This window comes from Cohnella hashimotonis, assembly GCF_030014955.1.
GTDB classification, from domain to species: domain Bacteria; phylum Bacillota; class Bacilli; order Paenibacillales; family Paenibacillaceae; genus Cohnella; species Cohnella hashimotonis.
This window is the reverse complement of record NZ_JAGRPV010000001.1, coordinates 7,932,214-7,957,863: the sequence shown is the minus strand read 5'-3', so window position 1 is coordinate 7,957,863 and position 25,650 is coordinate 7,932,214. Positions and strand designations below refer to the sequence as shown.

General features: G+C 59.7%; 18 protein-coding genes. 5 read left to right on the top strand and 13 right to left on the bottom strand.

Annotation, left to right across the window (positions count from 1 at the left end; translation table 11 throughout):
* Positions 1 to 24: 24 nt before the first annotated feature.
* From KB449_RS31780 to KB449_RS31725, 12 genes are all read right to left on the bottom strand, one after another.
* Positions 25 to 2,706, bottom strand: a complete 2,682-nt coding sequence (locus KB449_RS31780; RefSeq protein ID WP_282912174.1) for an alpha-L-rhamnosidase — start codon at positions 2,704 to 2,706, stop codon at positions 25 to 27.
* Positions 2,707 to 2,744: 38 nt separating this feature from the next.
* Positions 2,745 to 4,337, bottom strand: a complete 1,593-nt coding sequence (locus KB449_RS31775) for a hypothetical protein (protein WP_282912173.1) — start codon at positions 4,335 to 4,337, stop codon at positions 2,745 to 2,747.
* Between the two features lie 5 nt (positions 4,338 to 4,342).
* Complete coding sequence (locus KB449_RS31770) at positions 4,343 to 6,091, bottom strand: glycoside hydrolase family 35 protein (RefSeq protein WP_282912172.1); 1,749 nt, start codon at positions 6,089 to 6,091, stop codon at positions 4,343 to 4,345.
* A 31-nt stretch (positions 6,092 to 6,122) separates the two neighbouring features.
* Complete coding sequence (locus KB449_RS31765) at positions 6,123 to 7,289, bottom strand: Gfo/Idh/MocA family protein (protein ID WP_282912171.1); 1,167 nt, start codon at positions 7,287 to 7,289, stop codon at positions 6,123 to 6,125.
* A 22-nt stretch (positions 7,290 to 7,311) separates the two neighbouring features.
* The gene (locus tag KB449_RS31760; RefSeq protein WP_434082537.1) at positions 7,312 to 8,196 is read right to left on the bottom strand and encodes a carbohydrate ABC transporter permease; all 885 of its coding nucleotides are present in this window, start codon (positions 8,194 to 8,196) and stop codon (positions 7,312 to 7,314) included.
* A gap of 17 nt (positions 8,197 to 8,213) precedes the next feature.
* A complete protein-coding gene (locus tag KB449_RS31755) occupies positions 8,214 to 9,113 on the bottom strand; it encodes an ABC transporter permease (RefSeq protein WP_282912169.1) in 900 nt (299 codons plus the stop codon).
* 102 nt (positions 9,114 to 9,215) lie between these two features.
* A complete protein-coding gene (locus tag KB449_RS31750) occupies positions 9,216 to 10,904 on the bottom strand; it encodes an extracellular solute-binding protein (RefSeq protein WP_282912168.1) in 1,689 nt (562 codons plus the stop codon).
* A 112-nt stretch (positions 10,905 to 11,016) separates the two neighbouring features.
* The gene (locus KB449_RS31745) at positions 11,017 to 12,708 is read right to left on the bottom strand and encodes a response regulator transcription factor (RefSeq protein WP_282912167.1); all 1,692 of its coding nucleotides are present in this window, start codon (positions 12,706 to 12,708) and stop codon (positions 11,017 to 11,019) included.
* Positions 12,705 to 14,447: a sensor histidine kinase gene (locus KB449_RS31740; RefSeq protein ID WP_282912166.1), complete on the bottom strand. Its 1,743-nt coding sequence runs from the start codon at positions 14,445 to 14,447 to the stop codon at positions 12,705 to 12,707. Before KB449_RS31740 ends, KB449_RS31745 begins: the two co-directional genes overlap by 4 nt.
* Positions 14,448 to 14,557: 110 nt before the next feature.
* Entirely contained in the window at positions 14,558 to 15,388 is an 831-nt protein-coding gene (gene tatC, locus KB449_RS31735) for a twin-arginine translocase subunit TatC (protein ID WP_350356255.1), read from the bottom strand.
* A gap of 32 nt (positions 15,389 to 15,420) precedes the next feature.
* A complete protein-coding gene (gene tatA / locus KB449_RS31730; RefSeq protein WP_282912165.1) occupies positions 15,421 to 15,654 on the bottom strand; it encodes a twin-arginine translocase TatA/TatE family subunit in 234 nt (77 codons plus the stop codon).
* Positions 15,655 to 15,678: 24 nt separating this feature from the next.
* The gene (locus KB449_RS31725) at positions 15,679 to 17,865 is read right to left on the bottom strand and encodes a hypothetical protein (RefSeq protein WP_282912164.1); all 2,187 of its coding nucleotides are present in this window, start codon (positions 17,863 to 17,865) and stop codon (positions 15,679 to 15,681) included.
* A gap of 254 nt (positions 17,866 to 18,119) precedes the next feature.
* On the opposite strand from KB449_RS31725, the gene KB449_RS31720 reads away from it, so the two are divergent.
* The 3 genes from KB449_RS31720 (at position 18,120) to KB449_RS31710 (ending at position 21,155) form a co-directional block, all read left to right on the top strand.
* Entirely contained in the window at positions 18,120 to 18,824 is a 705-nt protein-coding gene (locus KB449_RS31720) for a PIG-L deacetylase family protein (protein ID WP_282912163.1), read from the top strand.
* Positions 18,825 to 18,996: 172 nt separating this feature from the next.
* A complete protein-coding gene (locus KB449_RS31715) occupies positions 18,997 to 19,998 on the top strand; it encodes a zinc-dependent alcohol dehydrogenase (RefSeq protein ID WP_282912162.1) in 1,002 nt (333 codons plus the stop codon).
* Positions 19,995 to 21,155, top strand: a complete 1,161-nt coding sequence (locus tag KB449_RS31710) for a mandelate racemase/muconate lactonizing enzyme family protein (RefSeq protein WP_282912161.1) — start codon at positions 19,995 to 19,997, stop codon at positions 21,153 to 21,155. The genes KB449_RS31715 and KB449_RS31710 overlap by 4 nt, the downstream gene beginning before the upstream one ends.
* A 151-nt stretch (positions 21,156 to 21,306) precedes the next feature.
* Here KB449_RS31710 and KB449_RS31705 read toward each other — a convergent pair whose 3' ends face one another.
* Positions 21,307 to 22,977 carry a histidine kinase N-terminal 7TM domain-containing diguanylate cyclase gene (locus tag KB449_RS31705; RefSeq protein ID WP_282912160.1) on the bottom strand — a complete coding sequence of 557 codons (1,671 nt, stop codon included), beginning with the start codon at positions 22,975 to 22,977 and terminating at the stop codon, positions 21,307 to 21,309.
* A 184-nt stretch (positions 22,978 to 23,161) separates the two neighbouring features.
* Between KB449_RS31705 and thrC the strand changes: the two genes are divergently transcribed.
* A complete protein-coding gene (gene thrC / locus KB449_RS31700) occupies positions 23,162 to 24,550 on the top strand; it encodes a threonine synthase (RefSeq protein ID WP_282912159.1) in 1,389 nt (462 codons plus the stop codon).
* Between the two features lie 182 nt (positions 24,551 to 24,732).
* Positions 24,733 to 25,647, top strand: coding sequence for an SHOCT domain-containing protein (locus KB449_RS31695; RefSeq protein ID WP_282912158.1), 915 nt, complete (start codon positions 24,733 to 24,735; stop codon positions 25,645 to 25,647).
* Positions 25,648 to 25,650: the final 3 nt, after the last annotated feature.

Below are 25,650 nucleotides of genomic sequence, written 5' to 3'. Positions count from 1 at the left end.
ACGGCGCTCCACCATTATATTCCATTATAGCTTTGAAACGACGACTGTATACGCGCCCGAGCCAAGTTCAAGCGTCAGCTCGCCATCCCCTTCCCTGACAGACAGCACGCCTTCGGCCTGCCCTGCAGCGACGCCGTTAATCGTCGCATGCTCCGCAGCTCCTACCGGCAGCCGCGCCTCTGCCGTCGTATTCGCCGGCAGCTGAATCTCATACGTCACGGCTTCGTCCTCCGCCAACCGCCAACCGCTCGCGACCATCCCGTAAGCCGATTCATAAGAAGCCTTCGCATAGGTCAGTCCCGAGTCCGGACGCGGCCTTATAACGATGCGCCTATAGCCCGGCTGCGCCTCGTCCGCGTCGAGCCCCGCGACATACCGGTACAGCCACTCGCCGACGGAGCCGTACGCATAATGGTTGAAGGAGTTCATGTCGTCGCTCCAGAAGCTGCCGTCCGGCTTGATCCCGTCCCAGTGCTCCCAGATGGTCGTCGCGCCGCGGTGGATTGAATACAGCCAAGACGGGTAATCCTCCTGCTGCACGAGCTTGACAGCATGCGCATGGTATCCGTTCGCGGATAACGCTTGGCATAAATAAGGCGTGCCGACGAAGCCCGTCGTCAGATGGAATTCCTGCTCGGCCACGTACTCGGCCAGCGTACGCGCCAGCCTTGCGCGCACCGGCCCTTCCACGAGCCCGAAGGCGAGCGGCAGTACATGCGCGGTCTGCGTATGGGCGGCAAGCCGTCCGCTCGGCGTCACGAATTCGCGCTCGAAGGCGGCGACAATGCGCCGGTAGAGCTCGCCGTAGACCTCCGCGTCCTCCATGCGGCCCAGCGCCCGCGCAGTCTTCACGAACAGGCCGGTGGAATAAGCGTAGAAGCAGGTCGCGATCAGATCCTTCGGCGTGGCCCCGACGTAGCTCCCTTCCTTCGCGTCGAGGCCGAGCCAATCGCCGTAATGAAAGCCGGTATTCCACAAACCTTCATCTTCCCCTTGCGCCCGCATATACTCGACCCACGCCTTCATGCTGTCGTACTGCTCCTCCAGCACGCGCGTATCTCCATAGCACAAATAAATCGTCCAGGGACATATGACAGCCGCATCCCCCCATGCGGAGGAAGAATAGGCATCATCGCCCAGCACATGCGGAACGACGAACGGCACTCCGCCATCGGCGCGCTGGTCCGCCTTCAGATCGCGCAGCCACTTGGAGAAAAACGGCGCCACGCAGTAGTTAAACGCTGCCGTCCGAATAAACGCTTGCGCGTCGCCGGTCCAGCCGATCCGCTCGTCCCGCTGCGGGCAATCCGTCGGAATGTCCAGGAAGTTGCCGCGCTGCCCCCACACGATGTTCTGCTGCAACCGGTTCAGGAGCGGATGCGAGCATTCGAACGTGCCCGTCCGTGCCATGTCTGAGTGGATGACGTGACCGGCGAAGCGTTCAAGCTCGAGCGGCACGTCTTCCGGCCAGCCTTCTACTTTCACATAGCGGAATCCCTGAAACGTAAAATAAGGCTCGTACGTTTCCCCGCCGCCCTTGCAGACATAACTGACCTTCTGCTGCGCACGGCGAAGATTGCCAACGTAGAAGTTGCCGTCCCGGTCCAACACCTCCGCATGCCGCAGCGCAATCGACGTTCCCTCCGGCAAGTCCAGGCGCATCTGCATGCGTCCGACCATGTTTTGTCCCATGTCGATGACGGTCTCGCCGGCCGGCGTACGCAGCAGCGCGATCGGCTTGAGCCGCTCCGTGACGCGGACCGGCTCGTTCTCCTGCATGACCAGCATATCCTTCGGATGATGCAGCTCGACTGCCGCCGCCCATCCTCCATCGTCGTATTCCGCCGTCGTCCAGTCCGTCTTCTCCAGACGGGCGTCGTACGTCTCGCCATGGTACAGCTCGGACATGAGAATCGGTCCGGTCGCCGCCCGCCACGAGCCGTCGCTTACGATGCGCTCCGCCGTTCCGTCTTCATAATCGACATGAAGCTGCAGCAGCAGCGCCCGTCGGTCTCCGAAAATGTTCCGGTGATTTTCCCAGGCCAGATTGCCCTTGTACCAGCCGTCCGCGAGCATGGCGCCGATCGCGTGGCGCTCGCCTGCGCGAAGCGGCTCCGTCACGTCGAAGGCCTGCGCCTGCAGCCGGTTGCGGTAGCTCGTGAAGCCGGGCGTAAACTGCCAGTCGCCGACGCGCCGGCCGTTCAGCTCCAATTCGTAAAGTCCGAGCGCCGTAACGTAAACCGTCGCCCGCCTGATGCCGCTGCGTACCCGGAAGCTCTTGCGCAGCAGGAAGATCTCCTCCGCCTGCGGATCAATCTTCGAGTCGTCCGGCGTAATCCACGACGCGGACCAGTCGGCAGGAGACAACAGCCCCATTTCCCATGACGCCGCCTCGCTCCAATCCGATTCGCGGCCGGCCGCGTCCCACACCTTCACGCGAAATCGATAGCGCCCGCGAGCCTGAAGCGGGAAGCCGCCGTAATCGACGAGCACGGAGCGATCCGAATCCACCCGGCCCGTATCCCAGACCAGCTCTTTTTCGTCGAATCCCGCCAGCCCGCCGGATACTTGAATTCGATATGCGCGCTGCATCACATGGAAGCCGTCCGACGCGAGCCGCCAGCTGAGCCGCGGCGCCGCGGCGCCGAGCCCGACCGGATTTCGCATATATTCGCATCTCAGGTGGACCGCCTGCAGCTTTGCCATGCCCTCACCTTCCCAAGCTGACCGAGAGATACCACTCGTCAGCTGATTTCATCGGTATTCATAAGGGACAGCTCCATGATCTCCAAAGGCGTCAAAGCAATCTCGCGCGCTTTCCCCTTATACGCCAGCGTCCCTGCATTCGGCTTTTCCGTCAAATTGACCAGCAGCACCCGCGCCGCCTCCCGATGCCAGACGAGCAAAATATCGCTGCCCGCTGTCAGCATCGGATAAGCGGCCGCTCCGCCTGCCAGCAGCTTGGCGCGCAGCGCTTCAATCTCGGCTGTCTCCGGCCGATCCCCGGCCGCATAATCCAGCAGCTCGACCTTGCAGCTGTCCAGCGCCTCGACCTTTTCCCGGTTCCGTCGCCAGGCGGCGCGATCCATCAGCACCTTTCTATACTGAACGAACCGGCGCTCCCACTCGGGCGTCACTTCGTAATCGCCGACGAACAGCAGGCAATCCGCGCCCCCGAACGCCTCAACTTCCTCGGAGCCGGCACGCAGCGGCCGCACAGGCAGTCCGGCGAGGATCGGAAGGGTGTACGGTCGCGCTGCCTCCGCATGCCCTTTGGTGCCGTACGCCACATGAATCGGGCAGGCCGGCTCCGCGCTCGAACAGCGTTCCTCCAGCGCGTGCAGCTCCGGCAGCGCCGATGCGAGAAGCCGCCAGTATTCTTCCGTGATCAGCCACGTTCCGCTCATGAGCAGCACATTGGGAATGCCGGCGATCAGCGCCAGCTTCGCTTTGAAAATCAGGTTGGCCGGACTTAGCGCCTTGGCGGGGAAAACCGTCGTCTCGCTGAATGCGTGCTCCCTGCCCATCGCAGCCAGCTGATAGCTCATACTGAACCACTCGCTCGCCTTGCCCGCCGGCGTGCCGAAGGTGCGGTCGTCGAAGTGAAACTCCCCGACGCGAAACAGGCAGTCCGGGATCCTCTTCTTGACAGCCGCCACGTCGATGCCGTGGCGCTCGTCGCCCAGATGCATGACCATCAGGCCGACCCGAACCTCCTCCGCGGCCATGGACGCCATAAAGCCGGTCAGTCGTTCGCATTGATAGTCCAGCCATTCCTTGACCAGCCGCTGTTCGCCGGCGTCGTCCATCGCCCTCGCGAGCGCAGCCCGATCGACGTTCCGCGCATAAGCCGCGTTGAACCCGGCGATCGCCCGATCGCTGAAGCATCCGCTCATGCGCTCTCCCCATAACCCCGATCGCAGATCGTCGTCCATGAAAAATTGCGTGAAGCCCGCCGCTTTCAATTCCCGGATCGACCGGACATTATCCGCGATCATGGCGTCCTCGATCGCCGCGCAATAATAGACGGGCCGCCCCTCCTGGTCCAGCCGGTAGGACCAATGCGCGGGCAGGCGCAGATCGAGCGACTCGTCATCGGGGTTCAGCCCGTTCCCCGGATGCCCGACGGGCAGCTGGATCACGCCCACCTCAAACCCGTATGCCCGCAGCAGGTCCGCCGCCTTCGCCATCTCCTCGACAGGAGACCAGAGCTTTCCGAAGAAAAAGCCGTACAGCCAGACCGTGTTCACGCCCGCATCCTTCAGCATGCCAAGCGTTGCCGGTCCCCGGTCGGCCTCCAGCACGATCGCTGCGTCCAATGAATAGTGCAGCTTCATCCCCGTCACCCTAGCATCGCTTCGTCCGTCAGACGCGCGACAGGCGCATCGGCGCCGTGCAGCTCGAACAGGACCAGCTCGTTCTTGCCTTTGCGGAGCAGCGGCGCGGGGACATACAGCGTCTGCTGCGGACCGATATGCCAGTACCGTCCGAGATTGAAGCCGTTCACGTAGGCGACGCCTTTGCTCCAGCCTTTCAATGCCAGGAATGTATCGGCCGGTTCTTCGACCTCAAAAGCGCCTCTGTAAAAGGAAGGACTCTCCTGCTTCCGTACCTCTCCGCCGTAGGCCAGACCGCTTAAGTCACGCAGCGGAAGCGTGTGAATGGTCCAGCCGTAAATATACTGGTTGCCGAACCGGACGCCCTCCGTGATCCCTTTCCGATCCGACAAGTACGGACCGAAGTTCGTTCTGCCCATATTCTCTACGAGAATGCGCAGCTCTCCCCCGCCTGCCGGAACCGAGAGCCGAATTCGCTTTTCCCCGTCGGCCCGCTCGATGACCCCGAGATACGCGCCGTCGAAAAAGACGAGCGCACGGTCGCGAACCTCTTGAAGGACCAGCTCGTTTTCTTCCCGGGGTCCGGAGAGGCGCGCCGTATAGAGGATGAAGCCATAGTCCTGTCCCAGCGACTCCATCGGCTCCGGACACGTCCGCGACTGCGGCGTCGACAATCGCGCCAGCGAATCGAACAACGACACCTGCTCCGTCATCGTCACCTCGCCGTAGGCCTGCTTGCGGATCGGCTCAGGCAATGCAGGCGGCTCCGCCTGCGTATACTTGGCGATCGTCTCCCGAATCGCGTAATACTTCTCGGTCGGTTCGCCCGCTTCGTTCAACGGCGCGTCATAATCGTAGCTGGTCACGTCCGGCAGATAGACGTCGTCCATGATGTTCGCCCCATTGTAAAAGCCGAAGTTCGTGCCGCCGTGAAACATGTACAGATTGACCGATGCGCCAAGGCTCAGCATCTCGTCCAGCAGCTCCGCGATCTCCCTCGCGTCCCGCCGATGGTGCTTTTCTCCCCAATGGTCGAAGTGCCCGTCCCAGAACTCCGTGCACATGAGCGGCTGATCCTGCTGGTACTGTCGCAGGATCTCGAACGCTTCCCGGGGCTTCTCGCCGAAATTGACCGTCTCCAGCACGCCCGGCACCATGCCGCCCTGCAGCAGGAAATCGACGGGACCGTCCGAGGTGAACAGCGGAACGTCCACGCCTCTCTCCGACAGCGCCCGCTCCAGATACTGCAAGTACGCCGTATCGTCGCCGTAGCTGCCGTACTCGTTTTCGATCTGTATCGCGATAATCGGTCCGCCGTTCGTGCACAGCAGCGGCTTCAGCAGCGGGATCAGCCGATCGTAGTAGCGGTCCACTTTATCGAGATACGGCTGATGATAGCAACGCAGCCGCATGGCGGGATCGGCCAGCAGCCAGGCCGGCAGCCCGCCGAAATCCCATTCCGCGCAAATATAGGGGCTCGGCCGGATCATAACATGCAGGTCCAGCGAACCCGCAAGCTCGATAAAACGAACCAGGTCCGCAATGCCGGCAAACTCGAACCTTCCTTCCTCCGGTTCGTGAACGTTCCAGGCTACATAGGTTTCCACCGTATTAAGCCCGCACGCCTTCAGCTTTCGCAGCCGGTCCTCCCAGTACTCGGGCACCACGCGGAAGTAATGGATGGAGCCGGACAAGATCCGCAGCGGCTTGTCATCCAACCGAAACTGCCCGCCTTCTATCTTGAAAATCGCCATATGATCCTTCCCCTCCTATCTATCCATCTATTTATCTGTCCGGCCAGCTTACGGCCTGGAAGGTTCCCGTTTCCGCGGACGCCTTCGCCTTCAGGCAGGTCAACGCGCTCAGCAGTCCCGCTTCGATCGGGGAGATCGAGACCGCCGTTCTGCCCTTCATAATGTCGATGAAATTGCCGATCAGCACGTCGTCGCCGCCGCCGTGGCCGCCGGAGAACGCCGCCAGATCGATGCTGTGCGTTTCGACGACGGGCGTATGATGCATGTAGACCTTGACGTCGCTGCTGTGCCAGTCGAATTCGACCGTGCCTTTATAGCCCATGAATCGTGCGCCTCTTGCGCCTGCCTTTTTCCGAACGAAGAAATTTTGCGAGTAATTGACGTGCATGCCGCTCTCGTATTGGATGATCACGCTGCCCGAGTCCTCGTTGCCCGTGTCCACCGCGAAGCAGCAGTAATCGCCGATCGGCACTTCTCCGGCTTTGCGCAGGTTTTGCGGGCTTTCCTGGCAGGTGTCCTGGTCCTCGCAATCTTTGCACATCAGTCCGGCAGGCTTGCTGCCGGTGAAAATCCGCTTGGAGGTCATCGCGCAAACCTGCCGGGGATTGGCGCCCAATACGTAGCTGATATAGTCCAGGTCATGCGTGGCCTTCTGCAAAAACAAGCCCTGCGTTTCCCGCTCGTCCCTGTACCAATAGTGGAAATACACGCCTCCGTACGCGACGTTGTTTACGGCCTGCACATGCTCGACCGTGCCGATCTTGCCCGAATCGATGATCGACTTGACCAGCTGCACATGCGGCGTTACCCGCAGCGGAAAAGACACCACGACAGGCGGCCTGGCCGAGCGTTCGTACGCGTCCCGCAGCCGGATCAGATCCGCCATCGTCGTCGAGATCGGCTTTTCCACGTACAACGGCCATCCTTTGGCCAGCACCTTGACCGCCATCTCCGTGTGCAAGGAGCACCGGGTGCCGATACAGACGCCATCGTAGGGGCCGTGGTCCAGCATCTCGTCCGCATCCGCATAGAACCGGATGCCCGAGACGTCGGCCCCCTCCGCGATCATCTCGCCGCGGATCGTCTCGCTGCGAGGATCCGCGATTGCCGCGACCGCGCAGCTGTCGTCCTGCTGCTTCATAATGCCCAGCAGCCGCTTGATTTGAAGACCGTAACCGATCACCGCAACTCGTGTCATGCCAAGCTCCCCCACCTGGACATCATCCCTTCACGCTTCCCAGGACGATGCCTTTCACGAAATATTTTTGCAAAAACGGGTACACCAGCAAAATCGGCAAGGCGCCCAGGAAAATCTGCGACGCGCGCGTCGTCCGGTCGGAAATCTCGGCGAAATCCTTCATGTTGGCCATGTCCAGCTTCATCGGATTGCTGTTGATGACCATCAGCTGCAAATACGTCGACAACGGATAATTTTCCGGAAAGTTCATCAGGATGAGCCCGTCGAACCAGGCGTTCCAATGGCCGACGACCGTGAACAAGGAGATCGTCGCCAGCGAAGGCATGGACAACGGAACGTACATCGTCCACAGCACCCGCCAGTGACCGGCGCCGTCGATAAAAGCGGATTCCTCGATTTCCTTCGGTAAGCCGCGGAAGAAGTTGAGCAGCAGGATGACGTTGAACACCGGTACCGCCCCGGGAATGACAAGCGCCCAGATCGAATCGATCAGCCCGGTTTTATTAATCGTCATGTACCAGGGAATAAGCCCGCCGCCGAACAGAATTGTAAAGATGAAGTACCAGGCATAGACCGTACGGTACTTGAAGTCCTTGATTTCCTTGGACAACGGATAAGCGCATAAAATCGAAAGCGCGATGTTGACGCTGAGCCCCAGCGCCACCCGTTCCAGCGTGACGCCGAAGGAGGCGAAGAACTCCGGTTTTTTCAAAATGTAGCGGTAAGAGGAGAGCGTAAAATCGACGGGCCACAGCTTGACCAGGCCGGCCGCCGCGGCAGAGCTGGAGCTGAACGAAATGGCCAGCACATGGATGAGCGGCAGCAGACAAAGGACGGAGAGGCCGACAAGAAAGATATAGTTTCCCGTCAAGAAAGCCCTTCGCCCGAACGAAAGCCGACGATACAAGGCGTCCGACTCCCTTCTCAGAAAATACGGTAATTGGCGATGCGGTACGCCATGTAGTAGGAAACGGAAATGAGGATCGTGGAGACGACCGACTTCAGCAGCCCGATGGCGGTCGCTACGCCGAACTGCGCGTCGATCAGGCCCATCCGATAAATTAAAGTATCGAGGATATCGCCGCTCTCGTAGACGACGGGTCCGTAGAGGTTAAAGATCTGGTCGAACCCGGCATTCAGGACATTACCGAGGCTTAATGTCGCCATTAGCACGATGATTGGCATCATGCCGGGCAGCGTGACATGCCAGGTCTGGCGCCAATGCGACGCGCCGTCCATGATGGCCGCTTCGTACAGCGAGGGATTGATCCCCGTGATCGCGGCCAAGAACACGATCGTGCCGAAGCCGAACTCCTTCCAAATATCCGACAGGACGATGACGAACGGGAACCACTGATTGGAGCCCAGGAAAAAAATCGGATCAAGGCCCATCGCTTTGAACAATTGCGCGACAATGCCCTGCGAAGGAGATAAAATGTCGATCAGAATGCCGCCGAGGATGACCCAGGACAGAAAGTGCGGCAGGTAAATCAGCGTTTGAACGCCTCGTTTGACTAGCTGGTTCTTCAGCTCATTGAGGAGCAGCGCGACGATGATCGGGACGATCAGTCCGGCCGCGATTTTCATGGAGGCGATGAACACCGTATTCCACAGTACCTGCACAATGTCCGGCATCTGTATCACATATCGAAAGTTGTCCGTTCCCGTCCATTCGGACCCGAACAAGCCCTTGATCGGATCGAACTTCTGGAAGGCAATCGTGATTCCGACCATGGGGATATAGCTGTAGACGAATAAGATAACGACACCCGGCAGCAGCATGACGTGCAAGGGAAGCTCGCGCAGCCGTTTCCTTAAGTTCATACCAACGAACCTCCTGTCTGTCGGTTGAAGCAAGCGCGGGAGAAAGGGCCGCTTGGGCCACCGTCTCCCGGCTTCATTTGCAGGATTTTGAACGACCGCGGCTTATTTGTTGACCGAAGCCGCCACTTCCTTCGTAACCTCGTCGCCGCCGAGCTTCTTCCAATTGGCTACGAATTCGTCGAACGTATCGACGGACGCCTCTCCCATAATGATCTTGGTGTAGGTATCGAGCTCAAGCTTGTCGAGCGTTACGCCCTTTTCCGTCATGGCCGGCGTGGAGGAACCCATAAATTCGGATATTTTATAGGCATTCTCTTTCTCGTACTGCGCGTAGATCGATTGCGAGCCCTCCGAGCCGAACACGCCGTTATAGCCCCAGCCGTTCATATCGCCGCCGAGATAGGCCTTCACGTTTTTGTATACGTTGGGCTCTCCCGTATTGGGATCCAGCACCGATTCGTCGTTTTTTTCGATGGCTTCGTTGACTCTCTTGTAAGCGTCCAGGTTTTGCGTCGGGTTCTGGTTGTGGACGAATCTGTACTTCCACTTCTCCACGTCGCCGTTCACCTGGATCTCGGACACCGGATACTTGTCCTCCGGCCATATGCGCATGGCGGCGTTCATCAGCTTCACGATCGCCTCCGGATGCGCCATGCCTTTGCGTACGGCGTAATACGTGTTGATCGCATAGATGGCCCTCGGCTGCGCAGGCTGATCGTCGATCGACTGGAGCCGGTAGGGCTTCCATTCCATATTGGGATCCTGGTTTTTGCCGGCTTGCAAATACAGCGGCAGCCAGTGGACGGAGTAGGTCAGTCCCAATTTTCCCGCGTTGGCCGCCTCGCCGACTTTATCCGTGTTGTTGACGGCAAACTCGCGGTCAATGATCCCCGACTTATAAAGCTCTTGCAGTTTGGCCAGCGCCGTTTTCATTTCCGGCTGGATGCTGCCGTACGCGATGTTGCCGGAGGCGTCCTTGATCCAAATTTTTGGATACGCATGATAGCTGTTAAAGAAGCCGTCGAGACCGAACAGGTCGGTGAGCAGGTCCTTGTTCGCCGCCAGGCCGTACGTGTCTTTCTTGCCGTTGCCGTCCGGGTCCTGGTTGACGAACGCGTCCGCGATTTTCAGCACGTCGTCCATGCTCTTCGGCTCGGGCAGGTTCAGCTTTTTCAACCAATCGGTGCGGATCCACAGCAGCGGCGCAGTATCGGTGTAGCTTCCAAGCCAAGGCAGCGCCAGCAGTTTGCCGTCGTAGGTCGCGGACTGCAAGCCGAGCCCGCCATCTTTCTTGTAGATTTCCTTGACGGTATCCGAGCCGTATTTGTCGAGCGCTTCCGTCAGATCGGCCAGCTGGCCCGATTCGGCCAGCCGCTTGAACTGCCCGCCGGTCAGCGGCATCAGATCGGGGAGATTGCCCGACACCATCGTGACGTTCATCTTCTGCTCGAACTGGTCGGAGATCCACTGGTATTTGATCTTGATCCCCAGTTCGTTCTCGTAGAGCTTCGTCCAACCGTTGTTTTCGATCGTCTCTCCGTTCTCGAACTTCAGCGGCGCGGCGGCGCGTACCGCGGTAACCTCGATCGGCGGATCGATCTTGCCGAACGGATCGGCCTTCTCCACAGGCTGCGCGCTGCCGCTCGCCGGAGACGATCCGGAAGCCGGCGAAGGGCTGGCAGACGCATCGGACTTGCCTGCATTTCCGTTGCCGCTGCATGCCGTAACCATCGTAAGAACAAGGCTGGCCAACGCGATCGAACTGATGCTTTTCCTCGCTTTCGTTTTCATTGAAACCCTCCGTTTTTTCTATTTTTGTATACTTGCTGCTATTGCTAACCCCCATTATAGGGAGCGTTTACGACATAAAATACAGGCATCCTTTTACTTTCCTTGACTCCTGTTATCTCTTGTCCGCGTCGAGCTGTTGATGGGCGTCGCGGTACTCCTGCGGCGTGATTTTGAACCACTTTTTGAATGAACGGGTGAACTGCGGGGGCGATTCGTAGCCGACGGCGGTCGCGATTTTGTGTATTTTCATGGCGGTGCCGGCGAGCATTTCTTTGGCCTTCGCCATCCGGCATTCCGTAATGTAGTTGAACAGCGTAACGCCGGTTTCTTTCTTGTACAGTCTCGACAGATAGGCCGGACTGTGATTGACGTGCGCCGCCAGATTCGTCAGCGTCAATTCCTGATCCAGATGACTCTGAACGTACTGGTGTATGCTCTGAATCGTACGCTGCGCGTACATCTCGGGGCTGCTCTGCCTGTTCGCGAATAGAAGACGGGCGAAGTCGGCGAAGTAATCGACCACGCTGTCCCACGTATCGTGGGCGTCGTACTGCGTCATCTTGCCGATATTCATCCTGGACGACAGGACATGCAGCAGCCCCGTACGGTTCGCGTACGACAGCAAATACAGGGAAACGGAATAAAAGAGCTCGAGCCGGTCGGTATGACTGCGGGAGGGGGCTTCTCCGTTCATGATCGGCTCGTAAAGCGCCATGAACGCCTCCTCCTGTCCGCTCTCGAGGTAATCCTCCAGTTGTCCGAGCTGCTTCCTCAGCTGTTGGGACTCGGCAAAATACCGGCGATTGCGATCGATCTCGAGACCGCCCAGCTTATTGCCTTCCTGAATCAACAGCTCGCGCTTGCCGTCTCCCCCATGACCGAGCAATACTTTCAAATAGTTGAACCGCGTTCCGAAGTCCTCCCAGTCCGCCGGCTCGTCGCTCATGGCAAACGACACGGAAACCTTCAGCACCTGCTTGCATGCCGTCTGCGCATCCTCGAGCAAGCCCCGGACTTTGGCCATCAGCAGCTTCCAGGCCGGCTCCGCTTCCGCGGCCTCGGAGGGGGATTCTTCCGCGCGCGCCTCCGGCTGCATCAGCCAGAGAAACTGATGATGCCCGAAAGCGACCGACACGCAGATGCCGGCCGCGCTTAAAAATTCGTCCACGACATTTTGTACGGCAAAAGCGAGCAGCTCCCGGTCCGTTTCGTTGTCCGGGTACGCCCAGGCGTCCACCCGCCCGACCGACAGGTACACGGGCCGGTCCGCCCGCAGCGGCATTTCCAACTGCGCGAACTTCCGGGCCAGCAGCTCCGGTGCGGGCTTGCCGTAGATCAGATCGAACAGGACGTTTTTCTGCACCGCGGAGAGCGCCATTCGCAGCTTCTCCTGCGATTGCAGGGCATAGCTGTCGGTCAGCGCCTGCTTCTCGATGGACGCGACGGCCTTCTCGACCGATTGCAGGATGATATCGTCGTCTTCGTGCTTCAGCAAATAATCGGCGACTCCGCCGTTGCGAATCGCTTGCTTGGCGTATTCGAACTCGTCGTATCCCGTCAGAAATATGATTTGGCACTTCGGCCATTTTTCAATGATCGTCTTCTGAAGCTCGATCCCGCTTAAGCCCGGCATGCGGATGTCGGACAGTACGAGATCGATCCGGTGCTGCTGGAGAATATCCAACGCCTCGTAGACCGTATAGGCCCGATAGATTTCGATATCCAGATGAACGGCCTCTCGGAATAATTGGTACATGCTGTTGACGATGATCGGCTCATCGTCGACGATCAGCAGTCTGATCATGGTTGATCCCTTCTTTCTATCGGGATGATGATGCTCGCGAACAGGCCGCCGAGTTCGCTTCGCGCGATCGAGACGCCGTACTCGGCGCCGAACTTCAGCTGCAGCCGCCGGTGTACGTTGATCAACCCGGTGCTCTCCCCGCCGGGGTCCGCTTGATCCATCCGGCTGCGCAGCAGGTCCACTTCCGCCGGCCCAAGGCCGGGGCCGTTGTCCTCTACGCCGATCCGCAGTTTCCCGTCCGCTTCCTCGAAGCCGACGCGCACCCTGCCCTCCAGCACCTTATCGCCGAGTCCGTGCTGATAGACGTTTTCGATAATCGGCTGCACGATCAGCCTGGGAACCCGGATATCGTGCAGATGCGCCGGCAGGCTGCCGAACTCGGTCTCGATGCGATTAGAGAACCGAACGTTCTGAATCTCTACATAGGAGCGCGCATGCTTGATTTCGGATTCAAGGCTGACCTCGTCCTGCGCGTTTCGCGTGATATATTGGAAGTACTCGCCCAGGTTTTTGGATACGACGGCAGCGGAATCGTTATCGTAATTCAAGATCAGCCGGTGCAGGGTGAAGAAGCTGTTATAGAGGAAATGCGGGTTGATCTGCGCCTGCAGCTGCTTCAGCTCCGAATGCTGCAGCCGGATTTTCTGAACGTAGAGATCGTCGATCAGCACCTTCAGGTTTTGGACCATCTTATTGAATTGACGGAACAGATAACCGAATTCATCCTGGTTCTTATGGGAAGAGGAGACGTTAAAGTTGCCGGCCTCAACGCTTTTAAACTGCTTGACCAATCGCCTCAGAGGGCGATGAATAAGCATATAGATGCCGTACGAAAACACGATGACGATAACCAGCGAGCTGGCCACGAGCAGCCAGGACCAGGTCTGATACGTTTTCAGCGTACCCAGCACCCGGTTTTCCGGCATATAAAATAAAAGCGCGGCGTCAAGCGCCAGGGACTTTTCGTAGAAGGTGAGGTAGGTTTTCTTGTCCACCCGCAGACTTGACTGCCCGCTTGCGTTTTTTTCGTCAGGCATGACCCGCTGCTTGATTTGCGCGAATAGCCCCGGATCCTTCTCGCTGCCGATCGACCACGCGTTATTGAACAGCACGGTCTCTCCGTTGGGGTTGAAGCTGTTCAGCGTCATTGTTATGGCGTCCACGGACAATTCGACCTGGAGCATGTAGGGGACGGCCTTCCCCGAGCCCGGGGCGACCGGTTCGTTCACGTTCACGTACAGGCGGTCTTTCGCGTAGATCAACGGAAAGCCGTGGGTGAACATTGCCTGGTAGACTTCATCCATCGATTCCTTCGTGACGGGGTGGGCGGCCGTATTGGCCGTCGTCACCACGTGCGCTACCGAATTCACGTACAGGCTGATATCCTTGATATAGACGCTCGATTCCCTGTAGCTTCTCAGCTTGTTGTCCAGATTGCCGATCAACACCGATTTCTCGTACTCCGACAAGATCGATCCCAGCCCGACCAGCTTCTGCAGGTCCGGATCGTTGACCATCTCCATCTGCGTCCGAATAATCTGCTGGATTTCTTTTTCAAGGGAAAGAAAGTAATAATGGATCTGCGCGTTCATCGTATTGGAGAGCTGCTGTTTGACCTCCCGCTTGCCGAGCTCGTTCAAGCCGATGCTGAGACCGAACATGGGCAGAATGATCGCGATAAACGTAAGAATCAGCTTGGGGAAAATGGACAGATTGCCCAAACGCGCGAATAGCTGCATGCGTCTTCTCCTCTCGCGCCGGCGGCCGCGGATTGTCCTCCAAGTTTACCAAATAAGGATCTGCCGCCGGAAGACGATCCTTCCGACGGACAGACCCGGATTGGCGCCGATCAGCCTGTCTGCATTTGCGGTTGCGGACTCCCCGGATCTCCGGTCGCGGATTCCGACGCCCGATCGAGCAGCACCTGCCTTCGGTGGATGAAGGAAGAGAGCATGACGCTCAGCTCGAACAACAGGAGGAGCGGAGCCGCGATCAGGAGATTGGACACAAAGTCCGGTGGCGCGATAAAGGTGGAGACGGCGATCAGGCCGAGGTATGCGTGCCGGCGGTACTTCCGAAGGAAGACCGGCCGAATCAGACGCAGCTTGGTGAGGAACATCAGGACGGCAGGAAGCTCGAAAATCAGGGAGACCGGCAGCAGAATGCTGAACATGAACGAAAAATACTGCGCCGTACCGTAGGTCTCCGTCATCTCCATCCGTTCGTTTAACGTAGCGGAAAAGCGGAAGGCCGACCGGAATACGACAAAGTAGGCGAATGCCACGCCTGCCGCGAACAGCAGCGTCGCCAGCGGAATATACCGCAGCGCGGCCGACCTCTCTTCCCGGCGAAGGCCGGGGCGTACGAACGCCCACAGCTGATAAAGGATGAACGGCATCGACACCCCGACCGAACAGAGAAACGCAGCCTGCATATAGACCCGGATGCTGTCCCACGGTGAAAAAGCATGCCACATGATCCCCGCTGCAGGTCCCAGCGTCCGCAAATAATTCAACAGATCGGTCGCGATCCACAGCCCGCCGGCCATCGTTGCCGCCAGCACGAGAAGGATCAGGAACAACCGTTTGCGAAGCTCCGCCAGATGCAAAGAGAGCTTCATGTCCGCTTTTTTCATGTCGTCGATCTTGGTATCCTCGATCTTCATAGCCGCGTTGTTCATAGTTGCTCCCTCTCCCGCTCGCATGCCGGGGCTTACTTAGGAACCTGGATCTGTCGGCTCGCGTCCGCCGTCATCCGAACGTCGTCGTCCGACAGCACTTCCCGGAGCGTGGGCTCCTTATCCGGCATCAATTCCTTTGCGCCGTTTTTGAATTCCCGGAGCGTGCGGCCGAACGCCTTGCCCAACTCGGGCAGCTTGCTCGGGCCGAACAACAGCAGCGCTACGATAAGAATCAGGACAAAGCCGGTGATGGAAGTCGGATGCATAATCATTCTCCTCCTTAGTCTTGGCTAAAATTGAAAAGCTTGCGTATCGAAATCCACGACGGCGTCGAGCGTCGTAATGGAGCTGCCGAAGTTGAACTTCGCTCCGCCCTGCACCTCCGTGCCGGAGAGCGCGCTTCTAACGGGGGTCGTAAAAGTCATGACGGCCGATCCGAGCGCTTTCGCTTTGGGCGCCATATCCACCGTAAGCGTAGTCGTTCCTGTCGTGGTCAGCGCGACGGCCTTGCGCTCGAAATAGTGCCGGACCGCCTCGAGCGTATCTCCCGCAGGGAGGTAATCGTTGCTCGCGCAAAGGCCGAAGTCTCCGTGATTGATCCGCACGCCGGTAAATTCGTACCAGGCCGGCGCATCCGGCATTCTCAGCTCGAGCATGAACCACGAATCCTTGTTCAAGCTCGCATGGTTGCCGAGCCAGAACGGGAACGTGAACTCCTTGAAGCTTGTCGTGAGCGATACGTTCTCCGCTTTGATCTCAGCGGGCACGATCGCCGTGGCCGAATAGGCAGCCTGGGCGACGACCCGCAGGTTCGCGGCGGAGGCGGCGCGGGCGAACAGCTGCACCGTGCACACATGTCCGGCCATCTCGCTTAAGCCCGGCACCATGAAATACACGGATTTATAGGTGCCCGACCCGCCTGGCGTGAATCGCAGCGCATATTGCGATTTGCGGGTCCGCATGAAGTCGGCATTGCTCAGCAGCACCCGCGAAGCCGTACAAGAGCCGAAGTCGGTCTTGGCATACCACATGTCGGCGAGCCGCTTGAGCGTATTGGCCGGAATCGTATAGCTGTCGCCCGTCTGGGAGACGGCGAGCGCACCGTTTACGACCGTCCTGTTGTGCACGCCGTCGACGTCGATGACGTGAATGGGGTTCGCGGTCACCGGCACGAGCGGCTGATAGGACGCCACAAGATTGCGCACCCGGACATATTGGCCCGGCTGGTCGTTCAGGTTAAGCACCGGGCTCTGCTCCGCGCCGAGCAAGAGGGTCACGCCGTCGATCTGCGTGCCTGCGGTGACGACGCTGGCGTTCGCCGTGTCCAGAAATTTGCCGGTGCCGTGCAGGTTTACGTAGATGTCCTTGATGCTGATCAAGTGGATATTGTTATTGGGCTGCGGCGTTTGATCGCCCAGTCGAATCGAGGTTCCTCCAAGCGGCTGCTCGAAGTAGCAATTTTCGATCTCCGTTTTCATCGAGGGGGAGCCGAGCTGCACGCCGACGGCCGCGTTTTCGAAGTCGCAGCGGCTGATCAACGTCTTGACCGCATTCGTGTAAATGCCGGTGCCGCCGATCAGCAGGCCGTGCCATTTGCACTTGTTATCGACGAAGCTAAGCCGCGAATTGCCGGAGCCGCGGTATGCGCCGCTGCGGCCGTCATCGATCGCCTTCACGAAATTTTTCGCCTGGTCGTCCAGCGCTTCCCAGCGGCAGCCCGCGATTTCCGGCCACCAGTTTTGCGCCTGGAACTCGATCGCCCAGCTGTTCGGGTTGCCGAACTGGTTAAAGATGCAGTTCCTTATTCTGGCCATCAGGCCGAAAAACGGGGCGAAGCTGATGCCTGCCGACATGTTTTTTCCGCCGGTGAAGTGAAGACCCTCCAGCAGATAATGATCGTCGTTGAACAGATTGCCGCTCGTGCGTCCGTCATCCGTGCCCATGCTCAGGAAGACGCCGGAGCCTGTATAATTCAATACTTTGGAGACGCTGCCGACGAGCTCCACGGGGCGCGTGAAGGCGGCTCCCGCGCTGAACGTGTACTTCAGCGGCGCAGATGCGCGGTTGATGCCGACGCGAACCGGAATGCCGTCGACGATGCCGAGCGGCTGCGTGCCGTTGGGAAACGCGTTGACATACGCGGCAAGCGAGGCCAATGCCGCCGTGTCGGCCGCGACGCTGCCGTTGGCGCCATAGTCGACCAGCTGCACCTGCCCGTCAAGGTCGGTCTCGATGGCCGTGACTCTGCCGCAGAGCTCGTCCGGATCGCAGGCCGCCACGCTGCCGGATTTGGAGGCGCCCTCCTTCTTCTCCGCTGCAAATGCGCCGCTCGGAATCAAGCTGCCCGCGACGACAGCCGCTCCCGCGAAGCCCAGCGAGGCCAGCAGCTTTCTTCTGGAGAGGGTCCCGCCGTTTTCCTCCGGCATAGCCTGTCTCGTTCCAATCTTTCCTTTGTTGCTACGATCCTCTTCCGACATCAATCACGCCTCCTCAAAATGGGTGGTATAGCGCTTACAATTGACGTTCTTCGGATGCTGCGTCTCCTATTATAGGAAACGGTTATTCCCGAAAATACGAGCTTATTTCTACTTTTCTTGATGCTCCTTATCCTCTTTGGTCTCCTGCCCGTTTCCTTGTTTACAGGCTTAAAACGGGCATGGTTAAATCGGCTTTGTCGACGGCCGTGCTGCTAGATGCGAGAAGCGAAATGCGAGAGGTGGAGGGCTGCAAAATGAGGGTACTGGCGATCGGGGCCCACCCCGACGATGTAGAAGGATTATGTGCCGGCACATTGATCAAATGCGCGGCCAGAGGCGATCATGTGACGATTATGGTTGCGACAAACGGCAATGTCGGATCGCCGACGCTGGGCCGGGAAGAGATTGCCGCCATCCGCAGGCAAGAGGCCGAAGCCTCCGCTTCATTAATCGGCGCGGATCTCATCTGGATGGACTACGACGACGAGTTCCTGTTCCACGACCGCGCGACGCGGCTCGCCTTCATCGATGCCATCCGCAAGGCGAACCCGGACTTCATGATCGTCCACGGCGCCGGCGATTACCATCCCGATCATCGAATCAGCGGCGAGATCGCGGTCGACTGCCGCATTCCCGTCACCGTGCCGCTCATCGAGACGGTCCATCCGCCTATGACGAAGATTCCGCACGTCTTTTTCATGGATCATATCGGCGGCATCGGGTTCGAGCCCGAAGTTTATGTCGATGTATCGGATGTGATGGCGCTGAAAAGCAAAATGATCCGCTGCCACAGGAGCCAGGACGAATGGCTGCGGCACATGTATGACGGCGATTACGCGGAGATGCTGACCGCGCCTTCCGGCATCCGGGGCAAGGCGATCGGCGTGCCTTATGCGGAGGCGTTTCGCAGTCTTCCGCTCTATCCTGTCATGGGCGGCGCGCATCTGCTGCCGAATTGAACGGCAATCGGCCGGCCAATCCGGCCTGCAGACGGACAACTTATGGCCAGCGATCGGCGGCGGTGGCTGACTGACTGGGAGGCACCGCCTGAGGCCGGCAGTCGGTCATCTTCATCAGGCAGGAGGGATATTCATCGAACAGCTTAAAACGATATGGGAATGGACAGGCGGCGTGAACGAGGTCCAGTCGCGGCAGGTTCGCCGCGAGCCGCCGCTTGCCGGTCAGGCCGAGATCCGGATCGAGGCGATCGGGATCTGCGGCACGGACCTGCACATCATGAACGGGCAGGCACGATTCGGCCCGCCTCCGCTGCCGCTGGGGCATGAGCTGGCCGGCACCGTCGTGCGGCTCGGCGAGCATACCCGCGGGCGGTCCGTCGGAGACCGGGTATGCGTCGATCCGCTGATCGGCTGCGGGCATTGCCGCCAATGCCGGACAGGCAACAAGCACCGCTGCCCTGATGCCGGCGAGATCGGCCTGCATTACCCGGGCGGCTGGCAGCAGTATTTGACTGTTCCCGCAGCCAATCTGTACAAGATCCCCGACTGTGTCAGCCTTGAGGCGGCCTCGCAAGCGGAGACGCTGCATTGCTGTCTGGGCGGCATCGACAAGCTGTCGATCCGGCTGGGCATAAAAGCGACGGTCGTGGGCGACGGCCCGACCGGGCTCTATTATGTGCAGCTGCTGAAGGCGGCAGGGGCCAGGCGGGTTACGCTCATTGGCATGCAGGAGCATCGTCTGCAGCTGGGGCGGACGCTTGGCGCGGATCTTTGCGTGAACGCGGGCTCGGATGGCGCGGACATATCGTCGCTTGCGAGCACCCAGGATATCGTCATCGACGCGGCGGGGACAGAGCGGTCCTTGCAGACCGGTATCGAGCTGCTGAAGCCGGGCGGACAGTTGTTGGTCTTCGGACTGCCTGGGAACAAGATTCTTGCGGATATGTCAACCGTCGTGTTGAAGGAACTCACGTTGCTGGGCTCCACCAATGCGCCGCATGTGTGGCCTCGCGTGATCGAGATGCTGGCCGGCGGCACGGTTCAGGTTAATCCCCTGATCACCCGGCGTTTCGCGTTCGGCCGATTGGACGAGGCCTTGGCCTTTGCCCGCGATCCGGCGAACGCAGCCGTTAAAGTAATCGTAACCGACTTATGCGAGGAGGCGCGGATATGAAGATTACAGCCGTCAAAACGAAAGCGATCAAAATCCCGTTTCACAAAGGCGAAAAGTGGTCGGGCGGGACGCGGTACAGCGCGCCTTCGCTGATCGTGCAGATCGAGACGGACGAAGGCCTGATCGGCATCGGCGAATCGGTCGGACCGACGATTCCCGTCATCCAAACCGTCGTGGACAAGGAATTCGCCCCGTTCCTCATCGGCCGCGATCCGATGGAGCTGGAGTCCATTCTGCATCGCTTGGAGGAATACAGCGTCAACTGGAGGCAGATCGGCTACTACGGCATGGCCGGCATCGAGATGGCGCTGCTCGATCTGCGCGGCAAGATCCTGGATACGCCGGTATACAACCTGCTCGGCGGCAAGGTGAAGCAGGAAGTGGCTTTCTCGGGTTATATTTTCATCGACAAGCCGGAGAACAACGCCGAAGAAGCGCGCCGGTTTGCCGCTGCCGGTTATTCCGAATTGAAGCTTAAGGTGGGCCGCGACATCGACCTGGATACGCAGCGCGTGAAGGCCGTGCGCGAAGCGGTCGGACCTGCCATGAAGATCCGGATCGACGCCAATCAGAACTGGAGCGTCCCGACGGCGATCAAGGCGATCCGCAGCATGGAAAAGTACGATCTGCAAATGGTGGAGCAGCCGACGCGTTACGACGATGTGGACGGCATGGCCGCCGTCGCCCGCGCCGTCGACGTGCCGATCATCGCGGACGAAGGCTGCGCGACGTTCGAGGATGCTTTACGTCTCATCGATAAACGGGCCTGTGCCTGCTTCCTCGTTTACCCCTCCGAGGCGGGCGGCATCCTCAAGGCCAGGCAGATCGTGGACTTGGCCAACCAGGCCGGCATCTGGTGCGTCACCGGAAGCTGGGCGGAGACGGGGATCGGGACGCTCGGCAACGTACACATGGTCGCTTCTTCGAGGAACTTCCCGTTCGCCAACGACACGCATCTGAACTTCATGACCGGCGACTTGCTTCGCGATCCACTGGTATTCAAGCAGGGCAAACTCGCGCCATCCGGCCGTCCCGGCTTCGGCATCGACCTGGATATCGACAAGCTCGAAAAGTACGGCAGCAATTTCGAACGCGAGATGGTGTTCTACGATCCGCAGGATCCGAACTTCCAGCCACGTATCGGGCAGATTCTTTAGTGTGGGCCAACAGGACGAAGCGGAGAAAGCCTGCTTCGTCCTGTTGGCTTCTGCATGTCCCCCGCCCGCTCACTCGCCGCTTAGCTGAACAGCTCTGATCGGCCCGTACTTGGTACATGCCCTCCCAAGACGTTGACCTACATCCGCTCGATCAGCCCGCTTCCTCGCCCCGAGCCACACGCACCGCATCCCGCCCGTCATTCTTGGCCTCATACAGTGCCAGGTCCGCCTGCTTCAGCAGCCGCTGCAGCCTCGATTCGGCTGCAGCACCGGCCGATGCGTCAGCTCCCGCCCGATCTGCGCCCCAGGCCGATGCGTCAGCCTCCGACCGGTTCGCGCCCCTCGTCGTCGACGCGATGCCGAAGCTCGCCGTCATCCGTAGCTGGCCGCCCGGCACCTCCAGGGCTTGCGCCGACAGCTCCCGCCGGATGCGGTGAGCCGCAGACTCGGCTCTCGCCCCGGTCAGGCCGGGCATCGCGATCGCGAACTCCTCGCCGCCGTAGCGGGCCAACAGATCGTCGGGGCGCAGCGCGCGCCGGCAGACGTCCGCGATATGGAGCAGCGCCTGGTCGCCGACGTCGTGACCGTACGTATCGTTGATGCGCTTGAAATGGTCGATGTCGAACAGCACGATCGCTAACGGCTCGCCGGCCGCGTCCGCCTCTTCCAGCATGGCGGTGCCCAGGTTCATGAAGCGCGCGCGATTATAGACGCCGGTCAAATTATCGTAATAAGCCATCTGCCTTAGCTGCTCCTGCAGCTGGACCCGCTGCGTGATGTCGATCAGAACGATGAGCTTGCCCGCGACCTGTCCGCCCGGATTGCGCACGACCGACGTCCGCACCTGATAATGGTACGCGCGGTCTTCGACCGCCCACGGGATCTCACGGATGTCCGACCCGTCGGACACTCTCGCCTTTCCCTCCCTGCCCGTGTCGGAAGCGAGCAAGCCGGCGTCCGTATGCAGCGCCAGGAGCCGGTCCAGCCGATTGCCGATCTCAGTAGCGCTCAGCTCCGGCAGGATGCCCGCGGCCGCCGCGTTGTAATCCACCAGACGGTCCTCCATGTCGAGCACGAGGACGCCGTCGCGCATGCTCTCGAACAGATTGTCCCGGGCGATCGGCACGACGTGGAACAAACCGCGGGAAGCGAGCGCCCACATGTAGAACGCGGACGTAAGCGTCATGATGACGGGAATCGGGTCTACGCCGTCGGGCGTCAATCCGCCGAGATAGAAGAAGTCGCCGATGAGCGGGAGGAGCAGGCCGATCAGCAGCGTCACGAGCTGGAACCGGTAAGTTCGCTTGCGGCGCCACTGGACGATCAGCAGCGCGACGCCGCCGATCATGCAGCCGAAGGTATAAGCGCCTGCGATGAGATACCAGGGACCTGCAACCAGGTCTGCCTTGGGCGTGAGCGTGTCGGGACGTAGCACGATGTCCCGGTAATATAAATGATGCAGCTCGTTGGTCATGACGAGCGCCAGGGTAATGACGGGGATAATGAAGAAGCCGATGCGCAGCGGCCGTTTCAAAAATTTTTCCATGCCCAGGAAATACATGACCATGAGCAGGTTGAGCGGCGCCAGGAACGGCAGCCCGAGATACTGGACCTTGATCCATAACACGATCTCTTCGAGCGAGCCGGCGGACAGCTCCAGCGCGGAACCGAACGTGTAGACGGCCGACAGCATGCTGAAGGCCACGAACGTCTTGACCATCGATACCTTCGAGCGGCCGGACAGCGCGTAGATGCCCATAAGCAAGTTGATGACGCCTGCCGTAATAATTAACGTTAAGATAGCCGAATAGGGAGTTCCCATAGGTGATTGTCTCCGTTAGCTCGTGTTCGCCCGCCCAGCAAGGACAACCGCGGTGCGCAAGATAGAATATATTTGATCGTATCATAAATACGATGAATCTTGCGACGAAGTTCGACGCATTGTGGGCATGGCTTCGCTTTTTTGATACAATAGACAGAACATTTACACGGATAAGGGGATCGAGATGAAATATATCAGCACTCGGGGCCAGGTGGCTCCCCTCGGCTTTATCGACGCGATTCTGATGGGACTGGCGGACGACGGCGGCCTCCTGGTGCCCAAGGCTGTGCCGCAAGTGGACGCCGCGACGCTGCAGGCATGGGGCAAGCTCTCCTACGCGGAGCTGGCGCTCGAGATCTTCACGCTGTATATCGGAGACGAGATTCCCCGCGGCGAGCTGCAGCGGTTGGTCGAGGACAGCTACGGCACGTTCCGCGACCCGGACGTGACGCCGGTGCGGCGCATCAACAACGGGCTGTACGTGCTCGAGCTGTTCCACGGGCCGACCTTCGCTTTTAAGGATATCGCCCTTCAGTTCCTCGGCAACCTGTACGCCTACGTATCCAAGCAGACGAACTCGATCATTCATATCCTCGGCGCGACCTCCGGCGATACGGGCGCATCCGCGATCGAGGGCGTGCGCGGCAAAGAAGGCATCCGCATCTGCATCCTGCACCCGTCGGGCAAGGTAAGCAAGGTGCAAGAGCTGCAGATGACGACCGTGGACGACGCCAACGTGCTGAATCTGGCCGTGGACGGCACGTTCGACGATTGCCAGCGCATCATCAAGGAGCTGTTCGCCGACGTCGCGTTCAAGCACAAGTACCATCTGCGCGCCATCAACTCGATCAACATCGCGCGCATTCTGGCGCAGACCGTCTATTACTTTTACGCGTATCTCCAGCTCGCGCAGCAGGGGCAGTCCGAGCGGATGAACTTCAGCGTCCCGACGGGCAACTTCGGCGACATCTTCGCCGGCTATCTGGCCAAGCGCATGGGCCTGCCGATCGGCAAGCTCATCCTCGCCACCAACGAGAACAATATCCTCGAGCGTTTCGTCAAAGAAGGCGTATACGAGCCAGGCGAATTCCGCGGAACGCACAGCCCGTCGATGGACATTCAGGTGGCGAGCAACTTCGAGCGCTATCTGTACTACCTTTACGGCGAGGATCCAGTCGAAGTCTCCCGTCTCATGGGGCAGTTCACCACCGAAGGCAGCATCATTATTCCTTCCGACCGGATCGGTCAAGTACAAGCCGACTTCGCCGCCTACGGCGTCAAGAACGACGAGTGCCTCGATACGATCGGCGACTACTTCGCCAAGTACGACTATCTCCTCGACCCGCATACGGCCTGCGGCGTGGCGGCGAGCGATCGCCTGACCGAAGACGGCGAGGTGACGGTCTCGCTCTCGACGGCCCACCCGGCCAAGTTCGACGAGTCGATCCGCCTGCGCGGCATCGAGCAGACGTATCCGGAGCAGATCGGCGCGCTCTTCGGCAAGGCGCAGCACCAGAAGCAGGTCGGCGGCTCGAATGCGGCGATCAAGGACGAGCTGGAGCGGTTTTTCTAACTCATAGCACCGGGATCTCACTCCCGAATTCAAGGCAAAATGGACCCACGGCGCTTCTGCGAAGCGGCGGGGTTCATTTTTTATTCTCAGGAAGCGTTCAGCGAGGGTTCACGGGAGATTCAGACAAGCGGGCTATGCTGTTTATAGGAACGACAATAACATCAATCTTAGGAGGATCTACCATGATGAATCCGAAGAAGCATAAGAAGCTCGCCGTCACCTCGCTTGCCCTCGCAGTAGCCGTATTCGGCAGCGCCGTCTCCATCGGCAGCGCATTCGCCGCCACGACGAAGACGAACGGCGCGGCTGCACAGACCCAAGCCGCGACCTCTGCCACTTCAACTACGCCGTCCAAAGGCGAAGGACAACACAGAGGCGGCGGCTTCCGGGCCGACTGGAACAACGCGGACGTGGCCGCGCTGCTGAACCTGACCGAAGACCAGCTGAAGACCCAGTTGACGGCCGGCAAGACCTTGTCCGATATCGCAGCCGCGCAGGGCGTCGACGCGCAGAAGGTGCAGGATTTGATTGTATCGGCCATGACCAAGCGGCTGGACAGCCGGCTGGCTGACGGCAAGATCACGCAGACGCAGTATGACGAGCAGAAGGCGACCCTCGCAGCGCGGGCCGCGGATGCGCTGACCAACACCTTCTCCGGCAAGGGCGGCGGCAAAGGCGGGCATGGCGGACATGGCGGCGGGCGCGGCGGTTTCGGCGGCATCGATCTGAAGGACAACGCCGATATTGCGTCTCTGCTCGGGCTGACAACGGACGAGCTGTCTACGCAGCTCGAGTCCGGTAAGTCGCTCTCGGATCTGGCTGCGGATAAAGGCGTCGCCGTCGACACCGTCACGGCCAAAGTCGTCTCACTGCTCACGACGGCGCTCGACCAGCGCCTCGCGGACGGCAAGATCACGCAGACGGAATACGACGCCCAGAAGGCCAAGCTCGCCGATCATGCCGCCCAGGTCGTGAGCCGTACGTTCACCGGCCACGACGGCGCGCACGGCAAGGGCGGCAAAGCACGGACGGACGCTGACGCCTCGGACTCCGCCGCAGATACCTCGGCCTCCGCATCATCGGCGACTGAAGGCTGACTG